The organism is Metapseudomonas resinovorans, from assembly GCF_002003485.1.
Lineage (GTDB): Bacteria > Pseudomonadota > Gammaproteobacteria > Pseudomonadales > Pseudomonadaceae > Metapseudomonas > Metapseudomonas resinovorans_D.
Genome location: NZ_BDMA01000065.1, coordinates 38,567 through 51,293, shown reverse-complemented (window position 1 = coordinate 51,293; position 12,727 = coordinate 38,567). Strand labels below are relative to the sequence as shown.

At 65.0% G+C, this 12,727-nt stretch carries 14 protein-coding genes; 8 read left to right on the top strand and 6 right to left on the bottom strand.

The window, feature by feature from the left end:
• Window positions 1-115: 115 nt before the first annotated feature.
• Window positions 116-862 (bottom strand): LytR/AlgR family response regulator transcription factor, encoded by a 747-nt coding sequence (locus tag MnOB_RS17895; protein ID WP_077525576.1) that lies wholly within the window; start codon window positions 860-862, stop codon window positions 116-118.
• Entirely contained in the window at window positions 859-1,941 is a 1,083-nt protein-coding gene (locus MnOB_RS17890) for a sensor histidine kinase (protein WP_077525575.1), read from the bottom strand. Before MnOB_RS17890 ends, MnOB_RS17895 begins: the two co-directional genes overlap by 4 nt.
• Window positions 1,942-2,159: 218 nt before the next feature.
• Between MnOB_RS17890 and argH the strand changes: the two genes are divergently transcribed.
• The 4 genes from argH (at window position 2,160) to MnOB_RS17870 (ending at window position 7,156) form a co-directional block, all read left to right on the top strand.
• Window positions 2,160-3,554 (top strand): argininosuccinate lyase, encoded by a 1,395-nt coding sequence (argH, locus tag MnOB_RS17885; RefSeq protein WP_077525574.1) that lies wholly within the window; start codon window positions 2,160-2,162, stop codon window positions 3,552-3,554.
• Between the two features lie 58 nt (window positions 3,555-3,612).
• A complete protein-coding gene (locus tag MnOB_RS17880) occupies window positions 3,613-3,891 on the top strand; it encodes a hypothetical protein (RefSeq protein WP_077525573.1) in 279 nt (92 codons plus the stop codon).
• A gap of 79 nt (window positions 3,892-3,970) precedes the next feature.
• On the top strand, window positions 3,971-4,213 hold the full coding sequence (locus MnOB_RS17875) for a TIGR02647 family protein (RefSeq protein ID WP_077525572.1): 243 nt from the start codon (window positions 3,971-3,973) through the stop codon (window positions 4,211-4,213).
• Window positions 4,214-4,318: 105 nt separating this feature from the next.
• On the top strand, window positions 4,319-7,156 hold the full coding sequence (locus MnOB_RS17870) for a class I adenylate cyclase (RefSeq protein WP_077525571.1): 2,838 nt from the start codon (window positions 4,319-4,321) through the stop codon (window positions 7,154-7,156).
• Between the two features lie 353 nt (window positions 7,157-7,509).
• Here MnOB_RS17870 and rnk read toward each other — a convergent pair whose 3' ends face one another.
• The 4 genes from rnk to MnOB_RS17850 form a co-directional block, all read right to left on the bottom strand.
• On the bottom strand, window positions 7,510-7,917 hold the full coding sequence (gene rnk, locus MnOB_RS17865; protein ID WP_077525570.1) for a nucleoside diphosphate kinase regulator: 408 nt from the start codon (window positions 7,915-7,917) through the stop codon (window positions 7,510-7,512).
• Window positions 7,918-8,059: 142 nt separating this feature from the next.
• The gene (locus MnOB_RS17860) at window positions 8,060-8,263 is read right to left on the bottom strand and encodes a DUF1289 domain-containing protein (RefSeq protein WP_077525569.1); all 204 of its coding nucleotides are present in this window, start codon (window positions 8,261-8,263) and stop codon (window positions 8,060-8,062) included.
• Window positions 8,244-8,576: an iron donor protein CyaY gene (gene cyaY / locus MnOB_RS17855; RefSeq protein ID WP_077525568.1), complete on the bottom strand. Its 333-nt coding sequence runs from the start codon at window positions 8,574-8,576 to the stop codon at window positions 8,244-8,246. The genes MnOB_RS17860 and cyaY overlap by 20 nt, the downstream gene beginning before the upstream one ends.
• Window positions 8,577-8,587: 11 nt before the next feature.
• Complete coding sequence (locus tag MnOB_RS17850) at window positions 8,588-9,631, bottom strand: AraC family transcriptional regulator (RefSeq protein WP_077525567.1); 1,044 nt, start codon at window positions 9,629-9,631, stop codon at window positions 8,588-8,590.
• Window positions 9,632-9,770: 139 nt separating this feature from the next.
• Between MnOB_RS17850 and lptM the strand changes: the two genes are divergently transcribed.
• The 4 genes from lptM to MnOB_RS17830 are packed head-to-tail and all read left to right on the top strand — an operon-like array spanning window position 9,771 to window position 12,712.
• Window positions 9,771-9,911: an LPS translocon maturation chaperone LptM gene (lptM, locus tag MnOB_RS17845; RefSeq protein ID WP_077525566.1), complete on the top strand. Its 141-nt coding sequence runs from the start codon at window positions 9,771-9,773 to the stop codon at window positions 9,909-9,911.
• 14 nt (window positions 9,912-9,925) lie between these two features.
• Window positions 9,926-11,173 carry a diaminopimelate decarboxylase gene (lysA, locus tag MnOB_RS17840; RefSeq protein WP_077525565.1) on the top strand — a complete coding sequence of 416 codons (1,248 nt, stop codon included), beginning with the start codon at window positions 9,926-9,928 and terminating at the stop codon, window positions 11,171-11,173.
• Between the two features lie 10 nt (window positions 11,174-11,183).
• Window positions 11,184-12,014, top strand: coding sequence for a diaminopimelate epimerase (dapF, locus tag MnOB_RS17835; protein ID WP_077525706.1), 831 nt, complete (start codon window positions 11,184-11,186; stop codon window positions 12,012-12,014).
• The gene (locus tag MnOB_RS17830) at window positions 12,011-12,712 is read left to right on the top strand and encodes a DUF484 family protein (protein ID WP_077525564.1); all 702 of its coding nucleotides are present in this window, start codon (window positions 12,011-12,013) and stop codon (window positions 12,710-12,712) included. Before dapF ends, MnOB_RS17830 begins: the two co-directional genes overlap by 4 nt.
• Window positions 12,713-12,727 lie beyond the last annotated feature (15 nt).

The following is a 12,727-nucleotide window of genomic DNA, read 5'->3' as shown; positions in this document are numbered from 1 at the left end:
TTAATGCCCGGAATCATAACAGGCCCGCGTGCGGCAAGGGCGCGGGCGGTTGTCGCGGAACGACACGGACTGTCGAATCAGCGTAGCGAACGAACGCTCGTAGGACGAGCGGCCGCTAAAGATTGTTCATCAGCTTGCGCACGCCCGCGACGTGGCGGCGGCTGACCGTCAGGGCCTCCCCGTTCATGCCCTTGAGGTAGAGCTGGAAGTGCCCCAGCGGGGTGCGTTGCAGACGCTCGATCCGCTCTCGGGCCACCAGCGCGTTGCGGTGGATACGCACGAAGCGGTCACCGAACTCGTCTTCGAGCGCCTTCAACGGCTCGTCCAGCAGCACTTCACCGTGCTCGTGACGCAGGGTCACGTACTTGTGGTCGGCGATGAAGAAGATCACCTGGTCCAGGGGAATCAGCTCGATGCCTTTCCGGGTTCGCGCGCTGATGTGACTTCGGGGACCGCTCCCGCTAACCGCGGCAGGTCGGGTCAGCGCAGCGAGTTGTACACGGTTCGGTCGCTCGGCCTTCTTCAGCGCCTCGGCCAGCGACTCGGAGCGCACGGGCTTGACCAGGTAGCCAACAGCGCTGACCTGGAAGGCCTCGAGGGCGAACTCGTCGTGGGCCGTACAGAAGATTACCGCCGGTGGCGCCTCACGCTCGCAGAGCTTGGCGGCCACTTGCAGCCCATCCAGGCCAGGCATGCGAATGTCGAGTAGAACGACATCCGGCTTGAGGCTGTCTATCAGCGTGAGCGCCTCCTCGCCATTGCTGGCGGCAGGCTCCAGGACACGGTATCCCTCGAGGTCGCCTACCAGGCGGCTGAGGCGCTCGCGGGCAAGGGGTTCATCGTCGACGATCAGGACATTCATATCGCACGGGCTTCCTGCGTGAGTCTCGCACAAGGATAGCGTAGACAGGTGAAGTGGCGGCCGTCACGGCGCTCCACGCTGAGACTTGCCCGCGGCCCGAAAAGTGCCGTCAGGCGCGCGTCGATATTGCGTAGAGCCTGTTGGGTGCCTCGCGATGGCGACTGCCCCTGGACCTCTTCGTAAGGGTTGCTCACGCAGAGGCGGAACATGCCGTCGCGATAATCCGCTTCGATTCGTACCACCCCCCCTTCGATGCGCGGCTGGATGCCGTGGATCAGGGCGTTCTCCAGCAAAGGCTGCAGCGTCAACTGAGGGATGGGCAGATCGTCCGGTACTTCATCTACCTGCCAATCCAACTGTAGCCGTTCTCCGAGACGATATTGCTCGATCGACAGATATCGTTTCGCCAGTTCCAGTTCCTCGCCCCAGTCGACCAGGGTGCCGGGCTTGGCCAGGCTGGCACGAAACAAGTCGGAAAGGTCGAGCACGGCCTGCTCGGCCTTGTCCGGATCGATCACCACCAGGCTGGCGATGCTGTTCAGGCTGTTGAACAGGAAATGCGGACGGATGCGGGCCTGCAGGGACTCGATTCGCGCCTTGAGTTCGGCTTGTTGCTGCTTGCGCCACTGGCTCTGCAGGTAGAAGTAGCGCAGCAACAGCGCCGACATGATCAGGCTGATCAACCCATGGCGCAGGTAAAGATTGACCTCGCCACTGCGCGGCAGCGGTCCACCCAGGTCGAAATAGTCCGCCACCGCCGTTCCGGCGAGTGTCAGCCCTACCACCAAGGCACAGCAGATACCCCCGGCCAGCGCCGCCCGCAGGCGCGCCAGCAGTGGGCGTAGCTGGCACAGAAGCGCTGCGGAAAGCAGGACGATCCATTGCACGAAGAGGGAAGTCAGGGCGAGGCGCACCCAGTTGAAGCTGGGCAGCATGGGCTCGGCCAGCACCAGCACCAGCACCAGCAGTTCGGCCAGCAGCACCAGGCCGAGCAAAGCCTCGGGCAGGCAGAGTTCCGGCAGGAAGAAGTCGTCGTTGGCGGTTCTGGAACGCGCTTTCTTTTTCAGGCGCTTCGGCATCCCGGACATATCCCCCATGGCCCGGCAGGCGACTGTTCGGGGTCGCCGGGCAAAAACCTGTACTGAACCATCAAACCCACGGCACGTCCGTGAAGGCCACAGCAAACTGCTCGGCCCCCGACCAGACAGGCCGCGCCGGTTTTTTCGGCAACACTGTTATTATCGACGGTATTTTCCGGCCCATCGGCTTTCTTTCACCTTCCTCACCGAGTGAACCCATGAGCACCGACAAGACCAACCAGTCCTGGGGTGGCCGCTTCAGCGAGCCCGTAGACGCCTTCGTCGCCCGCTTCACTGCGTCCGTAGACTTCGACAAGCGCCTGTACCGCCACGACATCATGGGCTCGATCGCCCATGCCACCATGCTGGCACAGGTCGGCGTACTGAGCGAGGCGGAGCGTGACGCCATCATCGACGGCCTGAAGCAGATCCAGGGCGAGATCGAAGCCGGCACCTTCGACTGGCGCGTGGACCTGGAAGACGTGCACATGAACATCGAAGCGCGTCTGACCGACCGCATCGGCGTCACCGGCAAGAAGCTGCACACCGGCCGTTCTCGCAACGACCAGGTCGCCACCGACATCCGCCTGTGGCTGCGCGACGAAATCGACACCATCCTCGGCGAGGTCACCCGCCTGCAGCAGGGCCTGCTCGGCCTGGCCGACGCGGAAGCGGACACCATCATGCCCGGCTTCACTCACCTGCAGACCGCGCAGCCCGTAACCTTCGGCCACCACCTGCTGGCCTGGTTCGAGATGCTCAGCCGCGACCATGAGCGCCTGGTGGACTGCCGCAAGCGGGTCAACCGCATGCCACTGGGTTCGGCCGCCCTGGCCGGCACCACCTACCCGATCCAGCGCGAAGTCACCTGCCAGCTGCTCGGCTTCGACGCTGTTGGCGGCAACTCCCTGGACGGCGTGTCCGACCGTGACTTCGCCATCGAATTCTGCGCCGCCGCCTCCCTGGCGATGATGCACCTGTCGCGCTTCTCCGAAGAGCTGGTGCTCTGGACCAGCGCCCAGTTCCAGTTCATCGACCTGCCCGACCGCTTCTGCACCGGCTCCTCGATCATGCCGCAGAAGAAGAACCCCGACGTGCCCGAGCTCGTACGCGGCAAGTCCGGCCGCGTGTTCGGCGCCCTCACCGGCCTGCTGACCCTGATGAAAGGCCAACCGCTGGCCTACAACAAGGACAACCAGGAGGACAAGGAGCCGCTGTTCGACGCCGCCGACACCCTGCGTGACAGCCTGCGCGCCTTCGCCGACATGGTTCCGGCGATCAAGCCCAAGCGCGAAATCATGCGCGAAGCGGCCCGCCGCGGTTTCTCCACCGCCACCGACCTCGCCGACTACCTGGTCCGCAAGGGCCTGCCATTCCGTGACTGCCACGAGATCGTCGGTCACGCCGTGAAGTACGGCGTGGACAGCGGCAAGGACCTGGCCGAGATGAGCCTCGACGAACTGCGCAAGTTCAGCGACCAGATCGGCGACGATGTCTTCGCCGTGCTGACCCTGGAAGGCTCGGTCAACGCCCGTGACCACATCGGTGGCACCGCACCGAACCAGGTGCGTGCCGCCGTGCAGCGCGGCAAGGACCTGCTGGCCAGCCGTTGACCCACCCTGCCGGATGGGGCTTCCCGCTCCGTCCGGCTGTCGCTGACAGGACATCGCCATGACCGACGACATTGATGACGGCGAAGAGGCCTTCGCCGAGGCCACCCTGACCCAGGCCATCGAGAACCAGATCGAGGCCGGCGAACCGCCCGCCGCCCGCGCCACCCTGAACAAGCTGACCCTGGTGGGTTACGAGCGCGAGGAAATCCTCCAGATGATGGCGCTGGTCCTGGCCCACGAGATCGACGCCATGCTCGCGGCCGACCGTCCTTTCGACACCGACTGGTACGAAAGGGCCTTGCGGGCGCTGCCAGACCTGCCCGAAGATCAGGCCTGACCTCGCCTACAATCCAGAGACTCCAGATTCCGGCCGGCCACCGCCGGCCTTTGCTGTACAACAAGAACAAGGAGCGACCATGGTCTTCACCCCCGAGCTCATCGCGGAATTCGAACTGCTGGCCCTGTTCAACCTGGACAACACCCAGGAAGGACTGAAAGTCCACAACAACGCCAACCCCAAAGCCCAGGCCGCCGTCATGCGACTGCACGAGAAAGGCCTGATCACCCAGCCCGACGGCGGTTATCTGACCAGCCTCGGCCTGGATGCCGCCGAACACGTCCAAGCCCTGCGCACCATTCTCCTGACTCAGCCCGCCTGACACCGTTGCCGCTCAAGTCGGCAGCATTGCGGGCGATACAATGCGGACGCCTGCCGGCAGCGAAAGTTGCCGGCCAGGCCGCCAGCATCGGGACATGAGCAGAGCATGACGCGTACCCAGGAAATCCGCCCGGACATCGACGACGGTATCGACCGCAAGGTCCTCGCGCAGCTGCGCGCCCGTTTCCTCAAGGTCAACGACGGGCGCCTGGATCGAGCCATGCAGGCGCTCCCCACACGCCAGCAGCTGGTCCTGAAACTCTTGCCGCTGCTGTTCCATGTCAACCACCCGCTCCTCCCTGGCTACGTGTCCGGCACCGCGCCGGCCGGCGTCGCCGCCTATGAACCCGATGACGACCTGCTGGCCGAAGCCCAGCGGTTGACGCGTTCCTTCGCCTACAAGGCGCGCCGCGGCCCCCAGCCAACGCCCATCCATGGCCTGTTCCTGATGGGGAGCCTGGGCACCGTCGCCCAGGCCGAGCAAAGCGACATGGATATCTGGGTCTGCCACGCGCCCGAACTGGACGCCGGCGCCACCGCGGAACTGCAACGCAAGTGCAGCGCGCTGGAAGAGTGGGCGGCCAGCCAGGGTGCCGAAGCGCACTTCTTCCTGATCGACCCGGCGCGCTTCACCCAGGGTGACCGCGAGGCCCGGCTGACCTCCGACGACTGCGGCACCACCCAGCACTACCTGCTGCTGGACGAGTTCTACCGCACCGCCATCTGGCTTGCCGGGCGCACCCCGCTCTGGTGGCTAGTGCCGGTGTATGAAGAGGCGCGCTACGCCGAGTACACCCGCACGCTGATATCGAAACGATTCATCCGTGCCGAGGAAGTGCTCGACCTCGGCCATCTGGCACACATCCCGCCGGGCGAGTTCATCGGCGCCAGCATGTGGCAGTTGTTCAAGGGCATCGAGTCGCCCTACAAGTCAGTGCTCAAACTGCTGCTCACCGAGGTCTACGCCAGCGAACATCCGCGGGTGGCCTGCTTGTCCCTGCGTTTCAAGGAGGCGGTCTATGCCAACCGCCTGGACCTGGATGAGCTCGACCCCTACATGGTGGTTTATCGCCGGCTGGAGGAATACCTGCGCGGACGCAACGAAACCGAGCGCCTGGAACTGATCCGCCGTTGCCTCTACCTGAAGGTGAACAAGAAGCTCAGCCGACCGCCACGCAATCGCAGCAAAAGCTGGCAACGCATGCTGCTGGAACGCCTGACCGCCGAATGGCACTGGCAGCATCGGCAACTGGCGATGCTGGACAGCCGCAGCCAGTGGAAGGTGCGCCAGGTCCTGGCCGAGCGCCGTGCGCTGGTCAACGAACTGACCTACAGCTACCGCTTCCTGTCTCAGTTCGCCCGCAGCGAACAGACCAGCGGGACGCTCAGCAGCCGCGACCTGGGCGTACTCGGCCGGCGTCTTTATGCCGCCTTCGAACGCAAGGCCGGCAAGATCGAGTTCATCAATCCCGGGATAGCCCCAGACATCGCCGAAGACACCCTGACGCTGATCCAGGGTCCCAGCCCGGACGCCGAGGGTGACACCCAGTGGGCGCTTTTTTCCGGCAGCCTGAACGCACTGGAGTGGCAGGACTTCGCGCCGCTGAAGCGCAGTCGCGAGTTGATCCCCCTGCTCGCCTGGTGCCACCGCAATGGTGTGATCGATACCGGCACCCGCGTCTCCCTGCATCCGGGCAACAGCGACCTGACCGAACACGAGTTGTCCAACCTGCTGACCAGCCTGCAGCAGACCTTTCCCCTGCCGCTGGGACAGGTGGATGAAAACGCCCTGCTGCGCGCGGGGGTGCCATCGGAAGTGCTGCTGCTGGTGAACGTCGGGATCGACCCGCTGAGGCAACACAGCCAGAAGAATCTCCACATGACCACCGAGCGCACCGACGCCCTCGGCTACTCAGGCGTACGCGAGAACCTGGTGGTGACCATCGACCAGGTGACCTTGAACAGTTGGAACGAATTGCTCGTGAGCCGCTACGAGGGGCCCGACGCCCTGCTCGCCTGCCTGCGCGATTACCTCAACAGTCTGCCGGCCAGCGGTGCCCGACCAGGGCTGAAAGTGCGCAGCTTCTGCCGCAATCGCGCCCAGGCCATCAGCCAGCGGGTACAGGAACTGTTCGACGACGCTCAGGAGCTGCTTGGAACCGCCGGCGTGCCGCGATTCCTGCTGCAGGTGCAGCAGCGCTTCCATGTGCTGCAACTGGAGCCGGGGCAAGTCAGCCACGCCAGCCTGGCCGACCTGCCCGCCCTGGTCGAACACCTGGGCCGCGATCTGCCGAGATACAGTCCACTGCAACTGGACCGCCATGCCCTGGCGGAACAGGATCTGGCGGTGATCCTGCCCCTGGGTCGACCGAGCTGCATTCAGGTGTTCTATCGCCAGGACGGCGACAGTGCCGAGATCAGCCTGCTGGACGAGCACAACGCGCTCTGGCGCCAGCGCCTGCCGTTCCGCGACGAGCAGAGCCTGCTGACGCCGCTGCACCGTTTCCTGCAATCACTGCTCTACCGGCGCAACGCGCTGCTGCCACTGGACAGCCCGCTCCCTGCGCTGGCACCGGAAATTTTCTACTACGAAGTGCTGCGCCAGGGCCGTCACCTGGAACGCCGAGCGGCGCCTTCAGCCGCGGTCAGCCATCCTTTCTACGACGTACAGGCCATCGTCGAACCCGCCGAGCAGGGCCTGGTGCACGTGACGCTCTACTGCAACCACCGCGAATTCTCCGAGCTGGAATACGGCTCAGGCCTGTTCGCGGCCGTGGCCCGGCATATCCTCGCCCAGCGCCGCGAGCCGGAGCGCTATCCCTGCTACATCACCGATCTCGACCTGTCGCGCATCCCCGGCAAAGGCCAGGCGCAGACGGTGCACTACCTGCGCTACAAGGTGGAGCTGGAAGAAAGGCTGAACCGCGCATTGCGAGAAAGCTAAATGCAGGGCGACGTCCTGTCGTAGGTTGTGGCTGAGCCCACGAAGCCCAACGGGCGGACTCAGCTGCAAAAGTTGGGCTTCGCAGAGCTCAGCCCAACCTACCCGAACCGGCCCCGGGGAAATGGGACTTGTGGGAGCGAATTCATTCGCGATGCAGGACGAAGTCCTGCCGTAGGTTGTGGCTGAGCCCACGAAGCCCAACGGGCGGATTCAGCTGCAAACGTTGGGCTTCGCGGAGCTCAGACCAACCTACCCGAACCGGCCCCTGGGAAATGGGACTTGTAGGGGCGAACCTGCGGTCCGCTTGGCGATTGAAATCGCCCCTACAGCCCGAACAAACAGCAGAGGATGAATCAGCGAGCGTATTCGCCCGCCGCTTCCGGCTGGTATTCAACGGCCAGCAGGGTCAGCTTGAGAGTCTTGCCGCCGGGTACCGGCCAGTCGATGTGCTGACCGACGGACAGGCCGAGCAGCGCGCTGCCCACCGGGGCGAGAATGGAAACCTTGCCTTCGCCACCCGCGTCTTCCGGGTAGACCAGGGTCAGGTGGTAGTCCTTGCCACTGCTTTCCTCGCGGCAATGCACGCGCGAGTTCATGGTGACGACGCCCGGCGGAACCTCCTCATGGCCAACCACCTGGGCGCGAGCCAGCTCGCTCTCCAGCGCCTCGGCGGCGGGGCCGAACTCCTCCAGGCTGTCGAGCAGGCGCTCCAGGCGTTGCAGGTCGAGACGGGTAATGGTGATGGGCGGGTGGGTGTTCATGGCGAACGCGCGACTCCTTGTTCAGTGTGCAAGAAAAGCGAAACCCCGCCCGAGGGCGGGGTTTCAGATTCTGTCTTCCCGGACAAAATTGCCGGAAGCCCGACAGTACGTCAGCGCGCCTGCGATTGGCAAGACCACCCGGTCACCCGGGAAGCGGCCGCTTTCGCTGCTGGGCGGCGGTACAGATTTCGCGCCGGCGCTGGTCGTTCGCCGCGCCCCACTCGCAGATTTCCGCCAGAGTTCGGCCACAGCCTACGCACACGTCCGTGTCGTCCAGGCAGCAATGTCGGATGCAGGGCGACGGGTGACGTGCGGGAGGTGCGCTATCAGAGTTCGTCGAACTCAAGGTCTTCGCCCGCCTGCTCGCGGGTCACTCGGTTGAGGAGCTCACCCAGCGGCTCATCGCTGCTGTCGCAGATCCAGCGACCGCTGGCCTGATCATAGTCGAAGTGGAAGCCCCCCGAGCGCGCTGCCACCCAGAGCTGACGCAGCGGTTCCTGGCGGCTGAGAATCACCTGGCTGCCGTTCTCGAAACGCACGGTGAGCACGCCGGCGCTGTTCTCCAGATCCAGGTCCAGGTCGCTGTCATCGAACACGTCTTCCACGCGCTCCTGGGCTTCATCGACCAGGTCGTGGAATCGGGCTTCGCTCAAACTCATCGGGGTTTACCTCAAGGCATTTGGGATGGAGGGCGACGGTACTCGCCAAGGCTCTGTCCGGTCCAGCGCCGGAAGGCGCGGCCGAGGGAGCCGGGTTCACTGAAACCGACCAGGAAGGCAATATCGGCCAGCTCCAGGGTCGGATCACGCAGGTAGTGCAGCACCAGTTGCTGGCGTGTCTCATCCACCAGCTGGCTGAAGGATAACCCGGCCTCGCGCAGACGGCGCTGCAGGGTGCGAGGACTCAACGCCAGTTCGTCGGCCAGGCGCTCCAGGTCGGGCCCATCGGCAGACAACTGCGCGGCCAGCAGTTCGCGGGCCCGGTCCAGCACGCTGTGACCCTGGCGCAACTCGCTGAGCAGACGCTCGGCGTAACCATCGAACAGCCGGCGCACTTCGGCATCGGCCTGGCCGAGCGGCGTCGCCAACAGGCGTTTGGGGAAAATCAGGGCATTGTCTGCCTGGCCGAACAGCACCGGGCAACGGAAGATCCGCTGGTGTTCGGCAGTGTCAGCTGGCGCGGGATGCTGGAAGCGCACTTCGGTTGGCGGGATGTCCAGCCCGGTTATCCAGCGACCGAAGGTCACCCAGCCGGACAGGGTTTCTTCCGCCAGCAGTGCGCGCTGCTGGGGCAGGATGGACGCCCAGCTGTGCGCCACCAAGGGCTCCAGCCCATCGCGCGGCGGCTCGTCGGCCAATTCCACATGACCCAGGTTGCCCACCAGGGCCGCGTAGCGCGCCTGGCGATGCAGGGCATCGGCGAGGGTGGCGCAGCTCATCAGCAGGAAGCCCAACACGCCGTAATGGCCGGGACGAACGGCTTCGCCCAGGTGCAGGCCGAGGTGCGGGTCGCCGGAAAGCCGCGCGGCATGGCCAAGCAACTCGAGGTACGCGCTGGCGGCGATGCGCTGGTCGCGCTGGGAAAGTATCGCGGGTGTCAGCTGGACGTGACCCAGCAACTCGGCAGGGGCCACGCCGAACTGTTCGATACGCTCCACCAGCCCCTGCAGATAGGCGACCGAGACCGAGCCGGCCAGGGATGCGGCGTTGTCCATGAGAGCTCCTTTTTCAGTCGCCAATGCTAGCGCCGCAAAGGCCCGCAAGCCACGCCGGGCGGGAATTTCACCGAATAGGCAAGGCGGCGGGGGGTCGGTATACTCCGGAACAATTCACGTTTTCTGCAAGGACTCCGTCATGAAGCGACTCCACGCACCCTTCGTCGCGCTGCTCGCCGCTGTCTGCCTGTTGGCCGGCTGTGGTCAGAAAGGCCCGCTTTACATGCCTGACGACGAGAAAGCAGCGAAAGAACACCAGAAAGACGTGTACATCCGCTGATCGGGGGAGCTGTCATGGACGCTTTCACGTACCGCGACGGGGAGCTGTTCGCGGAAGGCGTAGCGCTGTCCGATATCGCCGCTCGCTTCGGCACGCCCACCTATGTCTATTCCCGCGCCGCGATCGCGGCAGGTTACAAGGCTTATGCCGACGCCCTCGCCGGCACGCCGGGCATGGTCTGCTATGCGGTCAAGGCCAACTCCAACCTCGGTGTACTGAACCTGCTGGCGCGTCTCGGCGCGGGCTTCGATATCGTGTCCAGCGGTGAACTGGAACGCGTGCTGGCTGCCGGCGGCGCTCCCGAGCGCATCGTCTTCTCCGGCGTTGGCAAGAGCCGCGACGACATGCGCCGCGCCCTGGAAGCAGGTGTGCACTGCTTCAACGTCGAGTCGCGCAACGAACTGGAGCGCCTGCAGAACGTAGCGTCCGCCATGGACGTGAAGGCGCCGGTCTCGCTGCGGGTCAATCCCGACGTGGATGCCGGCACCCACCCGTACATCGCCACGGGCCTGAAGGAAAACAAGTTCGGCATCTCCATCGACGAGGCCGAAGCGGTCTATGTCCAGGCCGCCAGCCTGTCCCATCTCGATGTGATCGGCGTCGACTGCCATATCGGCTCCCAGCTCACCAGTCTGGAACCCTTCCTCGATGCCCTCGACCGCCTCCTGGACCTGATCGACCGACTGAACGAACGCGGCGTCGCCATTCGCCACCTGGACCTCGGTGGCGGCCTTGGCGTGCGCTACCGCGATGAGCAGCCGCCGCTGCCCGGCGAGTACATCCAGGCCGTGCGCCAGCGCATCCAGGGTCGCAACCTGGAGCTGCTGTTCGAGCCCGGTCGCTCCATAGTCGCCAACGCAGGCGTGCTGCTGACCCAGGTGGAATACCTCAAGCTCACAGAACACAAGGATTTCGCGGTGATCGACGCGGCCATGAACGACCTGATCCGCCCGGCCCTCTACGAGGCCTGGATGGACGTGGTGCCGGTGCAACCCCATGCCGGTACCGAGCGCACCTACGACCTGGTCGGCCCGATCTGCGAAACCGGCGACTTCCTCGCCCGCGAGCGCAGCCTGGTGCTGGCCGAGGGTGATCTGCTGGCGATTCGCTCCGCTGGCGCCTACGGTTTCGTGATGAGCTCCAACTACAACACCCGCGGCCGCGCCGCCGAGGTGCTGGTGGATGGCGAGCAAGCCTTCGAGGTGCGCCGCCGCGAGACTATCGAAGACCTTTATGCCGGCGAAAGCCTGCTGCCGCAGTGAGGGCGCATCCATGCTATTGCGCTTCACCAAGATGCACGGCCTCGGCAACGACTTCATGGTCCTCGACCTGGTCAGCCAGCACGCTCACATCCAGCCCAAGCACGCCAAGCAGTGGGGCGACCGCAACACGGGTATCGGTTTCGACCAACTGCTGATCGTCGAGGCCCCCACCAATCCGGACGTCGACTTCCGCTACCGCATCTTCAACTCCGATGGCTCGGAAGTGGAGCAGTGCGGCAACGGCGCGCGCTGCTTTGCCCGCTTCGTCATCGACAAGCGCCTGACGGTGAAAAAGCGCATCCGCGTGGAAACCAAGGGCGGCATCATCGAGCTCGATGTGCGTCCCGACGGCCAGGTCACCGTGGACATGGGGCCGCCGCGCCTTGTGCCGCAGCAGATTCCCTTCGTCGCCGACACTGAAGCGCTGGTTTATCCGGTCGATGTGGACGGCCAGACCGTCGAGCTGGCAGCCATTTCCATGGGCAACCCCCATGCAGTGCTGCGCGTCGATGATGTCACCACCGCTCCGGTGCATAGCCTCGGACCGAAGCTGGAAAACCATCCACGTTTCCCGCAGCGGGTAAACGTGGGCTTCCTGCAAATCGTCGACCGCAAGCAGGCGAAGCTGCGCGTCTGGGAACGCGGCGCCGGGGAAACCCAGGCCTGCGGCACTGGCGCCTGCGCCGCTGCAGTGGCTGCGATCCGCCAGGGTTGGATGGACTCCCCGGTGCAACTCGACTTGCCGGGTGGCCGGCTGCTGATCGAGTGGGCCGGTCCGGGCCAGCCCGTTATGATGACCGGACCCGCCGTCCGCGTATTCGAAGGACAGGTTCGCCTATGACCGACCAGCAGCAGGACCAGCCGCAGCATCTCGACTCCGAAACGGTGGCAGCTTACCTGCGCCTCCATCCGGAGTTCTTCGTCCAGCACGAGGAACTGATCCCCGAGATGCGTATTCCCCACCAGCCCGGCGATGCCGTATCCCTGGTGGAACGCCAGGTGAAGCTACTGCGCGAGCGCAACATCGAGATGCGTCATCGCCTGTCACAGCTGATGGACGTGGCCCGGGAGAACGACCGTCTGTTCGATAAGACCCGGCGCCTGGTGCTCGACCTGCTCGACGCCTCCAGCCTGGAAGAAGTGGTCGGCGCCGTGGAAGACAGCCTGCGCCACGAATTCCAGGTGCCCTTCGTCAGCCTCATCCTGTTCAGCGAGATCACCCTGCCGGTGGGCCGCAGTGTCACCACCGCCGAAGCCCACCAGAGCATCGGCGGCCTGCTGGCCGGCGGCAAGACCATCTGCGGCGTGCTGCGCAGCCATGAACTGGAGTTCCTATTCGGTGCCGAAGAACGCGACCAGGTGGGCTCCGCCGCTGTGGTCAGCCTGACTCACCAGGGCCTGCACGGCGTGCTCGCCATCGGCAGTCCCGATCCGCAGCACTACAAGAGCTCCCTCGGCACCCTGTTCCTCGGTTATGTCGCTGAAGTGCTGGCCCGGGTGCTGCCGCGCTTCGCATCCCCCCTGCGTTCGGTGAGATAGCCCACCGCCGCGCAT